Source organism: Pseudomonas sp. LBUM920 (genome assembly GCF_003852315.1).
In the GTDB taxonomy this organism is placed as follows: domain Bacteria; phylum Pseudomonadota; class Gammaproteobacteria; order Pseudomonadales; family Pseudomonadaceae; genus Aquipseudomonas.
On record NZ_CP027762.1, the window covers coordinates 6,271,426 to 6,286,411 of the forward strand.

Sequence of the window (14,986 nt, forward strand, 5' to 3'; positions counted from 1 at the left end):
CTGTGAGGGCTATTGTTGCTCTCTAAGCAATTGGGCGGCGCGGGCGGCGAAGTAGGTCAGAATGCCATCAGCGCCGGCACGTTTAAAGGCAGTCAGGGATTCGAGGATCACCGCTTCACTCAACCAACCATTCTGGATCGCGGCCATGTGCATCGCGTATTCACCGCTGACCTGATAGACAAAGGTCGGCACCTTGAATTCCTCTTTGACCCGATAAAGGATGTCCAGGTACGGCATCCCTGGCTTGACCATCACCATGTCGGCGCCCTCAGCCAGATCCGCCGCGACTTCGTGCAGGGCTTCCTGGCTGTTGGCCGGGTCCATCTGGTACGAAGCCTTGTTGGCCTTGCCCAGGTTCAGTGCCGAGCCCACCGCATCGCGGAAAGGCCCGTAATAGGCGCTGGCGTACTTGGCCGAGTAGGCCATGATCCGCACATTGACGTGACCGGCCAGCTCCAGGGCTTCGCGAATCGCCTGGATGCGACCGTCCATCATGTCCGACGGCGCGACGACCTGGGCGCCAGCGGCTGCGTGGGACAACGCCTGTTTGACCAGCGCATCGACGGTAATGTCGTTTTGAACATAGCCGTCTTCGTCAAGAATGCCATCCTGGCCGTGGGTGGTGAACGGGTCCAGCGCCACGTCGGTGATCACCCCCAGCTGCGGGAAACGCTCGCGCAACGCGCGGGTGGCACGCTGGGCAATGCCTTGCGGGTTCCAGGCTTGCGCAGCATCAAGAGACTTGAGTTCAGACGGCGTCACTGGAAACAGCGCCAGCGCCGGAATCCCGAGTTCCACCCAGTTCGCCGCCTCGATCAGCAGCTGATCAATGGTCAAGCGCTCCACACCCGGCATCGATGCCACGGCTTCCCGACGGTTTTCACCGTCCAGCACAAACACCGGCAAGATCAGATCGTTCGTCGTCAGCACGTTTTCACGCACCAGGCGGCGAGAAAAATCATCACGGCGATTGCGGCGCAGGCGGGTAGCAGGGAACAGGCGATTGGCAGGGGTAAAGCTCACGACAGACTCCTGAGCCCGTGTTTACGGGCGAGCGTTGCAGTTATAAGCGGCCATTATGACGAAGGAATGACAGTTGTGCTTATCGATGCGACCTGCAGTCGCATTCGTCGCATATGTAGGAATTGTTCACTTCGTGACACATCTCGATACTTTCATGAATGTTCACGAAGGCGTAGGCTGCGCGTTCATTTCGCCAGCACCCCAGACCATGCTTCAACAATTTCTGCATGACTTCGGCTACTTTGCGCTCTTCCTGGGCACGTTCTTCGAAGGCGAAACCATTCTGGTTCTCGCAGGCTTCCTGGCGTTCCGTGGATACATGGATATCAACCTGGTGGTGGTCGTTGCCTTCTTTGGCAGCTATGCCGGTGACCAGCTGTGGTACTTCCTGGGGCGCAAGCATGGCCGCAAACTGTTGGCGCGCAAGCCGCGTTGGCAACTGATGGGCGACAAAGCGCTGGAACACATCCGCAAGCATCCGGATATCTGGGTGTTGAGCTTTCGGTTCGTCTACGGGCTGCGCACCGTGATGCCGGTGGCGATTGGCTTGTCCGGCTACCCGCCTTTGCGCTACCTGCTGCTCAACGGTATTGGCGCGGCGGTGTGGGCGGCGGCGCTGGGCGCTGCGGCTTATCATTTTGGCGCGGTGCTGGAAGGCATGCTCGGCAGCATCAAGAAATATGAGCTGTGGGTGCTGGGCGCGCTGCTGTTGCTGGGCTTGGGCCTGTGGCTGCGCCGCCGCTTCAAGAACGCGCGCATTGCCCGCCAGGCCTGCGAAGATGCCAAGGCCCGGCTGGCCGCAGAGCAACTCGTCGAGCCCGCCAAGGTCGACGCGCCTAAGACGCCAATCGAGTAAGCCGGTCTCTGCAGCAGTAGAGACCCATCACGCTGAGCAAGCTGTAACTCACCAGGCCCAGCCAGCCCAAATTGCTGGCCGGCCACAGCCCCACCACCGGCGCCAGCCATACCAACGGTACATTCAGCCCCAGGCGTACCAGCTCAGCTTTCAGGGCCCAGGGGCGATTTTCCAACGCCACGCCCAGCGTGAACAACCCTGACGCCATCGCGCTCCAGCCCAGGATCAACGCCGCCGTGGGCAGCCCTTCGCCGGCATTCATCAGATAGCTGCCAAACCCCACATATGCCGCAAATTGCAGGGCAACGTAGATTTGCTGGCGTGCGTCCAGCGGCACTTCGAATTTGCGGAACTGGCTCAAATCGGGCTTGGCCAGTGGGTATTTGGCTTTGACATCCGCCGGGCGCCACCCGGTGCGCATGAACCAGATGCGCAGCTTGTCCCACCAGCTCTCGGTACGCCGCGCATCACTCCACAACTGCGCATAAAACTGCAGGTTGGCCCACAGCGGGTTCCAACTGGCCAAGGGCGTGGTCACGCCAAAGATCACCGGCTCGTTGTCGTCTTCTTCCTGGAAGCTGCCGAACAGCCGGTCCCAAATAATGAACACGCCGCCATAGTTGCGATCCATGTAAAGAGCGTTCTGTGCATGGTGAGCCCGATGATTGGACGGTGTGACGAAGAACCATTCGAACCAGCCAAGCTTGGGCACGTGGCGGGTGTGCACCCAGAACTGATACAGAAGATTGAGCGAGGCCACGCTGATAAACACCACCAGCGGCACGCCCACCACGGCCAGGGGCAGGTAGAAAATCCAGCTCAGCAAGAAGCCGGTACTGGTCTGGCGCAGGGCGGTGGTGAGGTTGTAGTCCTCGCTCTGGTGATGCACCGAGTGCGCGGCCCACAGGATGTTGCGCTCATGCCCGCAGCGATGCAGCCAGTAGTAGCAGAAGTCATAGAACACAAAGGCGAATACCCAGGTCCACACGCTCTGGGCCGAGAGTTCGATCAAGGCCAGGTGCTTGAGGGCGAAGGCGTAGGTCAGCAGCCCGACGCCTTTTGTCAGCAAGCCCGTGGTGGTGGACAGCACGCCCGTGCTGAGGCTGTTGATGGCGTCGGCCACCCGATAGTTGCGCTCGCCGCGCCAGCGGTCGGCCAGCAGCTCAACCACGATCAAGGCGATGAAAAACGGTACCGCGTAAGGCACGAAGTCCATGGGCTAGTCCGGTCTGTTTTTGTTACATCAAGATTAGGTGTAGCGGCGCGAGATCCCATTGGCAACAGGTGACAAATTAGTAGACATTTAACGCCATGAAATAGGGAGAAATACTCATGAGCAGAAAGATTGCAGTGATCCTTTCCGGCTGTGGCGTGTACGACGGCGCAGAGATCCACGAAAGCGTGATCACCTTGTTGCGCCTGGACCAGCGGGGCGCCCAGGTCCAATGTTTTGCGCCGGATATCGCGCAACATCACGTGATCAACCACCTCACGGGCGAAGAGATGCCCGAGTCGCGTAACGTGCTGGTGGAGTCGGCGCGGATTGCCCGGGGTGACGTGAAAGATATTCGAGAGGCCCGCGCCGAAGACTTTGATGCGCTGATCGTGCCCGGCGGGTTTGGCGCGGCGAAGAACCTGTCGAACTTTGCCGTGGAAGGCGCAGGTTGCAGCGTCAATCCGCAGGTGCTGGCGCTGGCGGAAGCCTTCGCCGAAGCGAGCAAGCCGGTGGGGCTGATCTGCATTTCGCCGGCACTGGCCGCGAAAATCTACGGCCCCGGCGTGACCTGCACCATCGGCAACGATGCCGACACCGCCGCTGCCCTCGACAAGATGGGCGCCACCCACCGCGACTGCACAGTGGAAGACATCGTCGAGGACACCCCGCGCAAACTGGTGAGCACCCCGGCCTACATGCTTGGCAAGAACATCAGCGAGGTGGCCTCAGGTATCAACAAACTCGTGGATCGGGTATTGGAATTGACTCACGAGGATGATTGATCGCCTCCCGAACACTTAAGGGTGGTCAGTCCACCCGTTGTGGCTAGCAAGCTCTTAGTGGCGAGCAGGGCTAATTGTGGCGAGCGGGCTTGCCCCGCGTTGGGCTGCGCAGCAGCCCCAATTCAGGCGACGCGGTCAGTCAGTTAATCTGCGGCGCGAAGTGTTGGGGCGGCTTCGCCCCCCAACGCGGGGCAAGCCCGCTCGCTACAGGAACACCGCTCGCCAACGTCAGGCCTCGCGCATTAGCTTGGTCAATATCCTGTCCAGCGCATTGGCAAACGCCTGCTTATCCTTTTCGCCATGGGGCGGCGGCCCTCCGCCCATCTGGCCCTGCTCGCGCAGATCAGTAAACAGGTTACGCACTGCCAGCCGTTCGCTCATGTTTGCCGGGCTGAACTCCTTACCGCGTGGGTCAAGGGCCGTGACGCCCTTCTTCACCAGCCGGTCGGCCAAGGGCACGTCGCTGCAAATCACCAGCTCACCGGGCACGGCGTGTTCCACCAGGTAGTCATCCGCCGCATCCGGGCCGCTGGGTACCACGATCAACTTCACACACGCAAAGCTCGGTTTGATCTGGCTTTGCCCCGCCACCAATACCACCTCGAACTGGCGCTTGAGGGCGAATTTCACCACCTGGTCCTTGGCCGCCCGTGGGCAAGCATCCGCATCGATCCACACGCGCATGGTCAGGCTGCCACGCGGCGTTTTTCTGCCAGGCGGCTGCGGCCGTACAGCACCACAATCGCCAGGATCGCCACGGCCTGCGCACTCAACGAATACGCGTCGGCGTGGATGCCCAGCCAGTCGAAGTCAAAGAACGCCACCGGCCGTGTGCCGAAGATGCCGGCCTCCTGCAAGGCCTTCACGCCATGGCCGGCGAACACCACCGACAGCGCGCACAGCAGCGCTGCGTTGATGCCGAAGAACAACGCCAAGGGCAACTTCGCCGAGCCGCGCAGGATCACCCACGCCAGGCCCACCAGCAGCACCAGCGCCGTGGCGCCACCGGCCAGCACCGCGTTGTGCCCGGCAGGGCCGGCTTGCAGCCACAGGGTTTCGTAGAACAGGATCACTTCGAACAGCTCGCGGTACACCGAGAAGAACGCCAGCATGGCAAAGCCGAAGCGCCCGCCGCCGCCCACCAGGCTGCTCTTGATGTAATCCTGCCAGGCCGCCGCGTGGCGTCGGTCGTGCATCCACACGCCCAACCACAGCACCATCACGCTGGCGAACAGTGCCGTGCAGCCCTCAAGCAATTCGCGCTGGGCGCCGCTGACGTCAATCACATACGCCGCCAATGCCCACGTCGCCAGCCCGGCCAACAGCGCCAGGCCCCAACCGACGTTGACGCTGCGCACCGCCGATTGCTGGCCGGTGTTACGCAGGAAAGCCAGAATTGCCGCCAGCACCAGGATCGCTTCCAGACCTTCACGCAACAGAATCAGGAGGCCGGAGATGTAGCTCAACGACCAGCTCAAGCCATCGCTGCCCAGCAGGCCGGCAGATTCAGTGAGTTTGCCCTTGGCCACGTCCAGACGCTGTTGCACCTGCTCGATCGGCAGGCCGTCCTGCAATGACTGCCGGTAGGCCATCAGGGCTTTCTCGGTGTCCTTGCGCACGTTGGCATCGACGTTGTCCAACGAGCTTTCTACCAGCTCAAACCCTTCCAGGTAGGCGGCTACCGACAAGTCGTAGGCCTGTTCGTGATCACCGTTGCGGAACGCGGCGAGGCTCTTGTCCAGCGTGGTCGCGGTGTAATCGAGCAACTGTGCCGGGCCACGCTTGACCTGCGGCGGCTGCGCACGCTGGGCGCGGAACGTCGCGGCGGCGGCCGGGCCGTTTGCGGCCAGCACTTCATTGGGGGTCTGGCGGGCCAGGTCGGCAAGGTTGAAGGGTTGTTCGCTGTTTGCCGCAGCCGGGTCAGCGGTGAAACCGGCGATGTAGGTCGCCAGGTCCCAGCGTTGACGGTCATCGAGCTGGTCGGCGAAAGACGGCATGTCAGTGCCCTCGACGCCCAGGCCGAGTGTGTTGTAGATCGCGTAAAGGCTCAGGCGGTCCAGGCGCGCGGCGTCACGCAGGTTCGCGGGCGGCGGCGTCATGCCGGTGCTGGCCGGGCCATCACCGGCGCCCGCAATGCCGTGGCACACCGAGCAGTGCTGGGCATAGAGCGGTGCGCCGCGCGTGGGGTCTGGTGTGATCGCCGGAGCCTGGCTGACTTCGTACGCCACTGCCAACTTGGCACCCAACTGACGGGCCTGGTGGGCGACGGTCGTGCCCTCTTCACGCGCGGTCACCGCCGCCAGCAATTCATTGACGCCCTTTATCAAATCGGCGCGTTCGGGCTTCTCGGGTAAATCCGCTACCAGGCCCTGCAATACCCCAAGAAACTCCACCTGCTCGCGGTATTCGGATTCATCCACGACCGTGCCCGCGTCCACCGTCGGCGGGTAGTCGGCCCCGATGTAATCGAGCAGATGCAAGGCTTGAGGCGCGCCCTCGGCAGTGGCCGCCAACAGATTAAAGCTGCACGACATCAGCGCCGGCAGCATCAGCCAGGCGAGAAAACGGTAAAGGGCAGTCATGAATGAATCTCAAAGGGAAATGCGAAGTAACACATTGTTTAACGTTAAGGGGTTTGACTCAAGACGTCAGTGACAAGGCGATGGAAATATCGCGGTCGACATGATGGCAATCGCACAAATAAACGAAGCAAAAAGCCATTGTTTTGCCAGTAATGGCGCCTATAATGCCGCGCCCTGTTATTGCGAAAGGGAATTTATTTCCTCGTTTTTATGAGGAATAGGCACATCGGCTGATTATTTTCAGGGAAGAAGTTTGTATGGCATTTCGCGCCTTAACCCCGCTCGCGCTCGCGGCGGTGACCTTGCTGTCCGGTTGTTCGATGTTTCGCAGCTACGACACGGAGCTGCAAGCCACCAACCAACAGTTGGCCACCGGCAACGTCGACGGTGCCCTGACCCTGCTGGAAAAAAACAATACCGGCGACGACAAAGACCTGCTCTATTTCTTCGAAAAGGGCGAGCTGTTGCGCGCCAAGGGCGACCTCACCGGCAGCCAGACCGCCTGGCGCAGCGCCGACCTGCAAGTCTACAAATGGGAAGAGTCGGTCAAGTTCGACAGCGAAAAGTACCTCGCCCAGTTCGGCAGCTTCCTGGTCAACGACAAAGTGCGTCGCTACGAAGGTTATGACTACGAAAAAGTCATGCTCACCACCCAGATGGCCTTGAACCTGCTGGCCGTGAATGACTTCGACGGTGCCCGCACCGAGATCAAGAAGACCCACGAACGTGAAGCGGTGATCGCCGACCTGCGCGACAAGGAATACCTCAAGCGCGAAAACGAAGCCGAGCGCCAAGGCGTCACCACTCAGATCAAAGACCTGCGCGGTTACCCGGTGGAAGCGCTGGACGCGCCGGATGTGGTCGGCCTGAAAAACAGCTACCAGAGTGCGTTCAGCCATTACCTGGCAGGCTTCGTCTACGAAGCCCTCGGCGAAAAAGACCTGGCTGCGCCCGGCTACCGCAAAGCCGCCGAGCTGCGCCCCAACACGCCGCTGCTGGAGCAGGCGTTGCTCGAGCTGGACAAGTCCAAGGTCGGCGCCGATGAGACCGACGTGCTGATCGTGGTCCAGAGCGGCCTGGCACCGGCACGTGATTCGATCCGCCTGCCATTGCCAATCCCGATCAATGGCAACCTGGTGATCACCCCGCTGTCGTTCCCGGTGATCAAGGCCGATAACTCCACGGCGACCTTTGCCCAGATCGGCGTGGACGGCAGGCAACAGAACCTCACCGCACTCAACAGCACCACGGCCATGTCGCGCCGCGCCCTGCGTGACGACATGCCGGGGATCATCCTGCGTACCACCGTGCGTGCGGTCAGCCGTGGCGTGACGCAGAACAACCTGAACAAGACCAACCCCATGGCGGGCCTGGTGCTGGGCATCGCCTCGGCCGTGACCGAAGGCGCCGACACTCGCACCTGGCGCACGCTGCCGGACCTGACCCAAGTGACGCGACTGCGCCTCAAGCACGGCGACCACCAGGTCAGCCTGCCCAACGCCCTGGGCGGCACGCTGGTGACGGTCAAGGCCGACCAGCGCTATCAAGTGATCACCCTGCGCGTGGTCGGCAACCAGGTATTCGCGGGTGGCCTCGCGGCCCACGTGGTACCGAGTGCTGCCAACCAGGCCATCGCCCTCAAACAACCTTAAGGAGCACGCTATGCGTCATTTCATTCTCGGCGCCCTGGCGCTGGTCCTGCTCGCCGGCTGCGCCACCCCGCCGCCGCCGGAGCCTGGCAGCGCCGCCAGCAAAATCGTGGTGATGGGCACGTTCAAGGGCATCGCCGTCGGTGCCATTCGTGTGGCCCGCGAAAATGGCTTTCTCACCGCCAAGGTGCAGCTGAGCAACATCACCAGCAGCAACCAGATGATGTATTACCGCTTTGCCTGGCTGGGCGCCGACGGCTTCCCGGTGGGCGATGAAGAAACCTGGAAAGTGCTGAACCTGTACGCCAACCAGGCCACTTTCCTGCCGGCCATCGCCAACCTGCCTCAGGCGGCGGACTTTCGTCTTGAAGTGAAAACGCCTTGAAGCCTTCACCTATCAGTTTTCAGAGAGATTTCCCCATGTTTGCACGCGTCTCGATTCTCGCCGTGGTTGCCCTGTTGGCCAGCGGTTGCTCCAACACCTCGCCGGTCCTTGGCGGCAAGAACATCAGCTACGGCGACTCTAAGGCCGTGGAATTGGTCACCAACGAGTTCGGCTCGACCGACCTGCAGATGATCGCCGAAAGCATGACCCGCTCCCTGGCCCAGTCCGGCATCTTGCAGGGCCGCCCGGTCGTGCAGGTGTATGACGTGAAGAACAAGACCAGCGAGTACATCGACACTCGTGAGATCACCACGTCGATCAAGACCCAGCTGATGAAGACCGGCACTGCGCGCTTCGCCAGCGACAACACCGATATGCAGAGCCAGGTTGATCAGCTCAAGCTGCAAAACCAGAGCGGCCTGTACAAAAAAGCCACGGTCAGCAAGACCGGCAATATGGTCGCCGCCAAGTACCGCCTGGAAGGCTCCATCAGCTCCATCGTCAAGCGCAGCTCGGACTACAAAGACGTCTTCTACAAATTCAGCCTGCAACTGATCGACGTCGAGAGCGGCCTGGCCGAATGGATGGACGAGAAAGAAATCCGCAAAACCACGGAGCGCTGAGCAATGCGTGCATGGATCGGCATGATCGGCCTGCTGTGCGCCTTTGGCGCCTCGGCCGCCCCGAAGATCGCGGTGACTGACCTTGCCTACGAGGCGCGGGTTGAGGAGTACATCCACGCGGTCTCGGCCAGCAACAACTTCCAGGCCAGCGCCTATCAGGCCAGCGGTGCGTCGAGCTACAGCGAGTATGAGAGCCGCACCAGCTACATCGAACAGGCTGAGCTGCGTAAATTCAGTGGTGATATCAAGGGCGAGATTCTCAAGTCGCACCACTTCCAGCTGGTACAGGGCACGCCTTACACCGCCGACGCCAAGGGCGATGTGTATGACGTGATCAAGCGCATCAAGGCCGGCAACTTCAAGGGCGCCGACTACGTGCTGTTCGGCACCTTGTCAGACATCGACTTCACCCAGGACATCAACGCCCTGGACCACACCAACAGCTACTCGGCCGTGCTGGGCCTGACGCTGGTGGCGGATTTCAGCCTGATCAACACGCGCACCTTCGAGATCACCTCGGCATTTACCGCGATGGGTGAAGGCCAGGACACCAAGCTGGTGAACAGCCGCGATCTACGCGTGAGTCTGAACCGGCCGCGAGTGGTAAGGGACGTGTCCAAAGCCTTGGGTGAGGATGTGGCCCGACAATTGGCAGAGCAGCTGGGCGGCGGGTATCAAGAACCCGGCAAGCCTGCGCTGCGCAATAACCTGCCAAGGGACGAAGCGCCGAAGATTCTGCGCTGAGCACTCATCTCAGAGCCAACACATAACAAATGTGGGAGCTGGCTTGCCTGCGATACAGACACTGCGGTGCGTCAGTTACACCTCGGTGATGCTATCGCAGGCAAGCCAGCTCCCACATTTTTGATCCGGTTTCGTCAATCAAGCCGTTGCGCGATGCAGACTGGCCAGGAAACCCGCAGCCCCCACAAATAACCCGGCAAAGGTGCGGTTCATGCGCTTTTGCTGCTTCGGCGTGCGCAGCAGGCGCAAGACCTTCGACGCCAGCCCCGTATAGCCCGCCATCACGATCATATCGACGCAGATCATGGTCGCGCCCAGGATCAGGTACTGAATCAGCAGTGGCGCCTGCGGGTTCACGAACTGCGGCAGCACCGCCAGCATGAACACCAGCGCCTTGGGGTTGCTGGCATTGACCAGAAAACCACGGAACATCATCGCCAGCGGCTTGCCGATCGGGCGTATGGCTGAATCTTCGCTCATGTCCATGGGCAGCGCGCGCCATTGCTTGACCGCGAGGTACACCAGGTACGCCACGCCAAACCATTTGATCGCATAAAACGCGTTCGAGGACGCCGCCAGAATGGCACCCAGGCCACCCGCGACCACGGCAATCTGCATCGCCAGGCCCAGTTGCAGGCCAATGGCATTCCAATAGCCGCGCAGGAAACCGTATTGCAGGCCGCTGGACATCGACGCGATGGCGCCAGCGCCGGGGGACAGGGAGATGATCCAACTGGCCACAAAAAAGGCCAGCCATGTGTCGAGTGCCATTACACACCTCAGAGGGAGAGTTAGCGGTTGAGCCTAAAGCTAACTCCGCCGAGCAAAGGCTGGCTAGATATTTTTACAGGATGTAAATACTAGCGGTCGCCCGGAAACACATGGGTGCCGGGCCAACGCCGCACCGAGCGCTGGAAGAACAGGCTGTTAGGCACTTGCACCATCGCACTGTCGGTACCGGCGTCCTGCACTTCAATCAATGTGGTGTAGAGCAGGTTGATCGCCACGACCCGGCCTTTGACGCCCGGTTTGTCGACGGTATCCACCAACTCGACGATGTCACCCAGGCGGAACGGCCCGACGGTGAAAATCAAGATCGCGCACAGCAGGTTGGACAGCACCGACCACATCGCGAAAAACGCCACGGCGGCCACTGCGACAAACCCCGACAGCGCCGTCCACAGCACCGTGGCTGACACACCAAGACGGCCCAGCACAAAGATCAACGCGCTGCCCATGATCAGCCAGCGCAGGCCGCCACGCAGGGGCATCAGCAGTTGTGGCGGGAACGGGTAGCGCTCCCCCAGACGATTCAGGCCCTTGGCGACGAAGCGCTGGGCGAGATAACCCGCCAGCAGGATCAGCAGGATTTGCACAGCGATCCAGACCGGTTCGACCCACTGCGTCGGCAATGGCAATTGCAGCGCTTCCATCAGGACAGCGCCTCCAGCTCCGCTTGCAGGGTTTCCAGCAGTTCGAGGGCTTCCATCCAGGTTTCCTCCAACTGACCTTCACGCACCTTGAGCTTGGCTTGTTCGGCCAACAGGTCGCGCAACTCGTCCTTGCGCGCCGCCTCGTACACGGCGCTGTCGCCCAGGCTGGTTTCGATCCTGGCCAGGCGCTCGTGCACCTTGCCCAGCTCGGCTTCCAGCTTGTCGGCTTCGCGCTTGTGCGGCGCCAACTGCTGGCGCAGTGCGGCGGCGGCCTGGCGCTGGGCCTTCTTGTCAGTTTTGTCCGGGTTGACCGGCGTGTTGCTGGCTGGCGCGTTGCGCAGACGATAGTCAGTCAGCCACCGTGCGTAGTCGTCCAGGTCGCCGTCGAACTCTTCAACTTTGCCGTCAGCCACCAGCAGGAAGTTGTCGGTGGTGCTCTTGAGCAAGTGGCGATCGTGAGACACCACCAGTACCGCACCACTGAATTCCTGCAAGGCCATGGTCAGCGCCAGGCGCATTTCCAGGTCCAGGTGGTTGGTCGGTTCGTCGAGCAGCAGCAGGTTTGGCCGGTCCCAGGCGATCAGGGCCAAGGCCAGGCGGGCTTTTTCGCCGCCGGAGAAGTTCAACACCGGCTCATCGATGCGTGCGCCACGAAAGTCGAAGCCACCGAGGAAGTCACGCAACGTTTGCTCACGCTCGGTCGGCGCCAGGCGCTGCAGGTGCAGCAACGGGCTGGCCTTGGAATCGAGGGAATCCAGCTGATGCTGCGCGAAGTAGCCCACCACCAGGTTCTCGCCGCGCGTCAGGCGGCCGGCCAGGGGTTGCAGCTCACCCGACAGGTTCTTGATCAGCGTCGACTTGCCTGCGCCGTTGGGGCCGAGCAAACCGATACGCGCACCCGGCGTGAGCTGCAGCTTGACCTTCTCCAGGATGGTTTTGTCGCCATAACCCAGGCGTGCATCCGAAAGGTCCAGCAACGGGCTGGAGATCTTTACCGACTCGCGGAACACGAAGTCGAACGGCGAATCGACGTGGGCCGCCGACAGCTCTTCCATGCGCTCCAACGCCTTGATCCGGCTCTGGGCCTGACGGGCCTTGGTGGCCTGGGCCTTGAACCGGGCGATGTAGCTTTCCATGTGCGCACGTTGCGCTTGCTGCTTCTCGAAGGCTTGCTGCTGCTGAGCCAGGCGTTCGGCGCGGGCGCGTTCGAACGCGGTGTAGCCGCCACGGTAGAGCGTGATTTTCTTCTGTTCGACGTGGGCGATATTGTCGACCACAGCGTCGAGGAAATCCCGGTCGTGGGAAATCAGCAGCAAGGTGCCCGGGTAGCTCTTGAGGAAATCCTCCAGCCACAGGATCGCATCGAGGTCCAAGTGGTTGGTCGGTTCGTCGAGCAGCAGCAGGTCGGATGGGCACATCAGCGCCTGGGCCAGGTTCAGCCGCATGCGCCAACCGCCGGAGAAGTCGGCGACCGGACGGTCCATCTGTTCATTGGTAAAACCAAGGCCGGCCAGCATCTTGCGGGCGCGAGCGTCGGCCGTGTAGCCGTCGGCACTGTCGAGTTCCGAGTGCAGGCGGGCCTGGGCGGCGCCGTCCTGGGCTTTCTCGGCCTCGGCCAGGTCGTGTTGTACCTGGCGCAGGCGCAGGTCGCCATCGAGCACGTAGTCGATCGCGATGCGGTCCAGGGTGTCGATCTCCTGGCGCATATGGGCGATGCGCCAGTCGGCCGGCAGCAGGCAGTTCCCGGAATCCGGGGTCAGCTCACCGAGCAACAGGGCGAACAACGTGGATTTGCCGGCGCCGTTGGCACCGATCAGGCCGGCTTTGTGACCGGCGTGCAGGGTCAGCTCGGCGTCTTCAAGAAGACGTTGCGGGCCACGCTGTAATGTTAGGCTTTGAAGTCGGATCATAATGGCGGCGGAGTCTACCAGCTTCGTTGGCCGCTGGCTTGGGTGTGAATATGTGCGCTGACCTGTGGAGCTTTGCCCTCTCGACGTATGCCCACTCGGGCGTCGAAGCCGCTTGCCTGCGCTTGCAGGCACAAGGCGCGGATGTGTGCCTGTTGCTCTGCGGCGCCTGGCTGGAGCAGCGCGGTGTTGCACCGACCGCCGAACGCATGCAGGCGTTGCGCCAGATTGCGCAGCCGTGGCAGCAAGACGTGGTCGAACCATTGCGGCAGATACGCGTGCAATGGCGAGCCATGGCGCAGCAGGATGCGCAATTGGCGACGCTACGCGAAAGGGTCAAGGCCCTGGAGTTGGAAGCTGAACGGCAGTTGCTGACGCGCCTGCAAGCACTGGCGCAAACATGGCCGACGGGCGAGAAAGGGGGTCAATCGAGATGGCTTGAAGGCTTGGCGACCGAAGCCGCCAACCTTGACCACGACGCGCTGCAGTCGCTGCGCGTCGAGGCCACCGGCACTTAGGAAGCGCTGGTTGGGGTGGTGCTTGGCGCTACCGGTGCAGGCGTGCTGCTGGCCGACGCAGTTGGAGTGGTGGACGGTGCCGGGGTAGCAGTCGGAGCTGCAGGGGTTGCTGGCTTGGCCGGTGCAGGCTTGGCGGCTGGCTTTGCAGCAGCGGGTTTTGCGGCTGGCTTGGCAGCTGGTTTTGCAGCAGCCGGTTTGGCAGCTGGCTTGGCCGCTGGTTTTGCAGCAGCGGGTTTAGCGGCTGGCTTGACGGCTGGTTTTACAGCAGCAGTTTTAGCGGCCGGCTTGGCAGCTGGTTTTGCAGCAGCAGTTTTGGCAGCTGGCTTGGCGGCTGGTTTTGCAGCAGTAGTTTTAGCGGCTGGCTTGGCGGCTGGTTTTGCAGCAGCAGTTTTGGCAGCTGGCTTGGCGGCTGGTTTTGCAGCGGCAGTTTTAGCGGCTGGCTTGGCGGCTGGTTTTGCAGCGGCAGTTTTAGCGGCTGGCTTGGCGGCTGGTTTTGCAGCAGCAGTTTTAGCGGCTGGCTTGGCGGCCGGTTTTGCAGCTGCAGTTTTAGCGGCTGGCTTGGCGGCTGGTTTTGCAGCAGCAGTTTTAGCGGCTGGCTTGGCGGCCGGTTTTGCAGCAGCAGTTTTAGCGGCTGGCTTGGCGGCCGGTTTTGCAGCAGCAGTTTTGGCAGCTGGTTTGGCGGCTGGTTTTGCAGCTGCAGTTTTAGCGGCTGGCTTGGCGGCTGATTTTACAGCAGCAGTTTTAGCAGCTGGTTTTGCAGCAGCAGTTTTGCCCGCGGATTTGGACGCTGCTTTAGTCGAAGCCTTCGACGCAACGGCTTTTGCTGGCGTGCGAGCACCCAGTGCTTTAGCCACGGCTTCTTTCACACGACCAACGCCCTGGGCCAGCTTCAGGCTTTCCTGAGCATCGCGTTTGAGTTGGGAAATGTAGGTGCGGGTTTCAGCTTGGCGATCCTTGAGGGCGTCCAGCAGATCCTCAAGTTCCTTGACAGCGTCTTTGGCTTTGGCTTGTGCCTTGGCCTTGCCGGCGGTGGCGGCGTCTTGCAGTTTGGTACGGGATTTGTGCAGCTTTTCTTGCGCTTTACCGCGTTGTTTTTCCAATTTGGCGAGCAGTTTTTCTGCATCAGCCAAGGCTTGGGAACAGGCGCTTTCCAGATGTTCGAGCAAGCTGCCCGAAAGTTGTTGGAGTAAATGCAACGGGGTATTTACAGGCTTCTGTTTGGCCGACATGGTTTACCTCCTGGCTGACGTGGGTGCGGCTCATACTAG

The 14,986-nt window shown here is 61.4% G+C and carries 15 protein-coding genes; 7 read left to right on the forward strand and 8 right to left on the reverse strand.

Annotation, left to right across the window (positions count from 1 at the left end; all coding sequences use genetic code 11):
- Nucleotides 1–9: 9 nt before the first annotated feature.
- The gene (gene hemB / locus C4J83_RS29210) at nucleotides 10–1,023 is read right to left on the reverse strand and encodes a porphobilinogen synthase (protein WP_119737289.1); all 1,014 of its coding nucleotides are present in this window, start codon (nucleotides 1,021–1,023) and stop codon (nucleotides 10–12) included.
- Between the two features lie 208 nt (nucleotides 1,024–1,231).
- Between hemB and C4J83_RS29215 the strand changes: the two genes are divergently transcribed.
- The gene (locus tag C4J83_RS29215) at nucleotides 1,232–1,879 is read left to right on the forward strand and encodes a DedA family protein (protein WP_124418923.1); all 648 of its coding nucleotides are present in this window, start codon (nucleotides 1,232–1,234) and stop codon (nucleotides 1,877–1,879) included.
- Here the strand turns inward: C4J83_RS29215 and C4J83_RS29220 are convergent.
- Nucleotides 1,860–3,095, reverse strand: coding sequence for a sterol desaturase family protein (locus C4J83_RS29220; protein WP_106575800.1), 1,236 nt, complete (start codon nucleotides 3,093–3,095; stop codon nucleotides 1,860–1,862). The two genes, C4J83_RS29215 and C4J83_RS29220, sit on opposite strands and share 20 nt — an antisense overlap.
- A gap of 116 nt (nucleotides 3,096–3,211) precedes the next feature.
- On the opposite strand from C4J83_RS29220, the gene elbB reads away from it, so the two are divergent.
- The gene (gene elbB / locus C4J83_RS29225) at nucleotides 3,212–3,877 is read left to right on the forward strand and encodes an isoprenoid biosynthesis glyoxalase ElbB (RefSeq protein ID WP_124418725.1); all 666 of its coding nucleotides are present in this window, start codon (nucleotides 3,212–3,214) and stop codon (nucleotides 3,875–3,877) included.
- Nucleotides 3,878–4,105: 228 nt separating this feature from the next.
- Here elbB and C4J83_RS29230 read toward each other — a convergent pair whose 3' ends face one another.
- Together C4J83_RS29230 and C4J83_RS29235 are read right to left on the reverse strand one after the other, a co-directional pair.
- Nucleotides 4,106–4,561, reverse strand: coding sequence for a YaiI/YqxD family protein (locus tag C4J83_RS29230; RefSeq protein ID WP_101273534.1), 456 nt, complete (start codon nucleotides 4,559–4,561; stop codon nucleotides 4,106–4,108).
- 2 nt (nucleotides 4,562–4,563) lie between these two features.
- Nucleotides 4,564–6,459 (reverse strand): cytochrome c/FTR1 family iron permease, encoded by a 1,896-nt coding sequence (locus C4J83_RS29235; RefSeq protein ID WP_124418726.1) that lies wholly within the window; start codon nucleotides 6,457–6,459, stop codon nucleotides 4,564–4,566.
- A 257-nt stretch (nucleotides 6,460–6,716) separates the two neighbouring features.
- Between C4J83_RS29235 and C4J83_RS29240 the strand changes: the two genes are divergently transcribed.
- From C4J83_RS29240 to C4J83_RS29255, 4 genes are read left to right on the forward strand one after another with little or no spacing between them, the layout of a single operon-like run.
- Nucleotides 6,717–8,111 (forward strand): COG3014 family protein, encoded by a 1,395-nt coding sequence (locus C4J83_RS29240; RefSeq protein ID WP_124418727.1) that lies wholly within the window; start codon nucleotides 6,717–6,719, stop codon nucleotides 8,109–8,111.
- Nucleotides 8,112–8,121: 10 nt separating this feature from the next.
- Nucleotides 8,122–8,493, forward strand: coding sequence for a YcfL family putative periplasmic lipoprotein (locus tag C4J83_RS29245; protein WP_106575804.1), 372 nt, complete (start codon nucleotides 8,122–8,124; stop codon nucleotides 8,491–8,493).
- Nucleotides 8,494–8,528: 35 nt separating this feature from the next.
- Nucleotides 8,529–9,116 carry a penicillin-binding protein activator LpoB gene (gene lpoB / locus C4J83_RS29250; RefSeq protein WP_106575805.1) on the forward strand — a complete coding sequence of 196 codons (588 nt, stop codon included), beginning with the start codon at nucleotides 8,529–8,531 and terminating at the stop codon, nucleotides 9,114–9,116.
- Between the two features lie 3 nt (nucleotides 9,117–9,119).
- Nucleotides 9,120–9,860 (forward strand): penicillin-binding protein activator LpoB, encoded by a 741-nt coding sequence (locus C4J83_RS29255; protein WP_124418728.1) that lies wholly within the window; start codon nucleotides 9,120–9,122, stop codon nucleotides 9,858–9,860.
- A 138-nt stretch (nucleotides 9,861–9,998) separates the two neighbouring features.
- On the opposite strand, the gene C4J83_RS29265 is transcribed toward C4J83_RS29255, so the two are convergent.
- From C4J83_RS29265 to C4J83_RS29275, 3 genes are all read right to left on the reverse strand, one after another.
- Entirely contained in the window at nucleotides 9,999–10,631 is a 633-nt protein-coding gene (locus C4J83_RS29265) for a LysE family transporter (RefSeq protein WP_106575808.1), read from the reverse strand.
- Nucleotides 10,632–10,720: 89 nt separating this feature from the next.
- Nucleotides 10,721–11,293: a mechanosensitive ion channel family protein gene (locus C4J83_RS29270; protein ID WP_106575809.1), complete on the reverse strand. Its 573-nt coding sequence runs from the start codon at nucleotides 11,291–11,293 to the stop codon at nucleotides 10,721–10,723.
- Nucleotides 11,293–13,203 (reverse strand): ATP-binding cassette domain-containing protein, encoded by a 1,911-nt coding sequence (locus tag C4J83_RS29275; RefSeq protein ID WP_119737279.1) that lies wholly within the window; start codon nucleotides 13,201–13,203, stop codon nucleotides 11,293–11,295. Before C4J83_RS29275 ends, C4J83_RS29270 begins: the two co-directional genes overlap by 1 nt.
- A 50-nt stretch (nucleotides 13,204–13,253) precedes the next feature.
- On the opposite strand from C4J83_RS29275, the gene C4J83_RS29280 reads away from it, so the two are divergent.
- On the forward strand, nucleotides 13,254–13,718 hold the full coding sequence (locus tag C4J83_RS29280; RefSeq protein WP_119737277.1) for a TIGR02444 family protein: 465 nt from the start codon (nucleotides 13,254–13,256) through the stop codon (nucleotides 13,716–13,718).
- Here the strand turns inward: C4J83_RS29280 and C4J83_RS29285 are convergent.
- Entirely contained in the window at nucleotides 13,715–14,947 is a 1,233-nt protein-coding gene (locus C4J83_RS29285; RefSeq protein WP_124418730.1) for an AlgP family protein, read from the reverse strand. The two genes, C4J83_RS29280 and C4J83_RS29285, sit on opposite strands and share 4 nt — an antisense overlap.
- Between the last annotated feature and the right edge of the window lie 39 nt (nucleotides 14,948–14,986).

Bases quoted from the DNA above. Each gene is read 5' to 3' on its own strand.
- C4J83_RS29215 (WP_124418923.1), top strand. From the start codon at position 1,232: ATGCTTCAACAATTTCTGCATGACTTCGGCTACTTTGCGCTCTTCCTG.
- C4J83_RS29220 (WP_106575800.1), bottom strand. From the start codon at position 3,095: ATGGACTTCGTGCCTTACGCGGTACCGTTTTTCATCGCCTTGATCGTG.
- elbB (WP_124418725.1), top strand. From the start codon at position 3,212: ATGAGCAGAAAGATTGCAGTGATCCTTTCCGGCTGTGGCGTGTACGAC.
- C4J83_RS29230 (WP_101273534.1), bottom strand. From the start codon at position 4,561: ATGCGCGTGTGGATCGATGCGGATGCTTGCCCACGGGCGGCCAAGGAC.
- C4J83_RS29235 (WP_124418726.1), bottom strand. From the start codon at position 6,459: ATGACTGCCCTTTACCGTTTTCTCGCCTGGCTGATGCTGCCGGCGCTG.
- C4J83_RS29240 (WP_124418727.1), top strand. From the start codon at position 6,717: ATGGCATTTCGCGCCTTAACCCCGCTCGCGCTCGCGGCGGTGACCTTG.
- C4J83_RS29245 (WP_106575804.1), top strand. From the start codon at position 8,122: ATGCGTCATTTCATTCTCGGCGCCCTGGCGCTGGTCCTGCTCGCCGGC.
- lpoB (WP_106575805.1), top strand. From the start codon at position 8,529: ATGTTTGCACGCGTCTCGATTCTCGCCGTGGTTGCCCTGTTGGCCAGC.
- C4J83_RS29255 (WP_124418728.1), top strand. From the start codon at position 9,120: ATGCGTGCATGGATCGGCATGATCGGCCTGCTGTGCGCCTTTGGCGCC.
- C4J83_RS29265 (WP_106575808.1), bottom strand. From the start codon at position 10,631: ATGGCACTCGACACATGGCTGGCCTTTTTTGTGGCCAGTTGGATCATC.
- C4J83_RS29270 (WP_106575809.1), bottom strand. From the start codon at position 11,293: ATGGAAGCGCTGCAATTGCCATTGCCGACGCAGTGGGTCGAACCGGTC.
- C4J83_RS29275 (WP_119737279.1), bottom strand. From the start codon at position 13,203: ATGATCCGACTTCAAAGCCTAACATTACAGCGTGGCCCGCAACGTCTT.
- C4J83_RS29280 (WP_119737277.1), top strand. From the start codon at position 13,254: ATGTGCGCTGACCTGTGGAGCTTTGCCCTCTCGACGTATGCCCACTCG.
- C4J83_RS29285 (WP_124418730.1), bottom strand. From the start codon at position 14,947: ATGTCGGCCAAACAGAAGCCTGTAAATACCCCGTTGCATTTACTCCAA.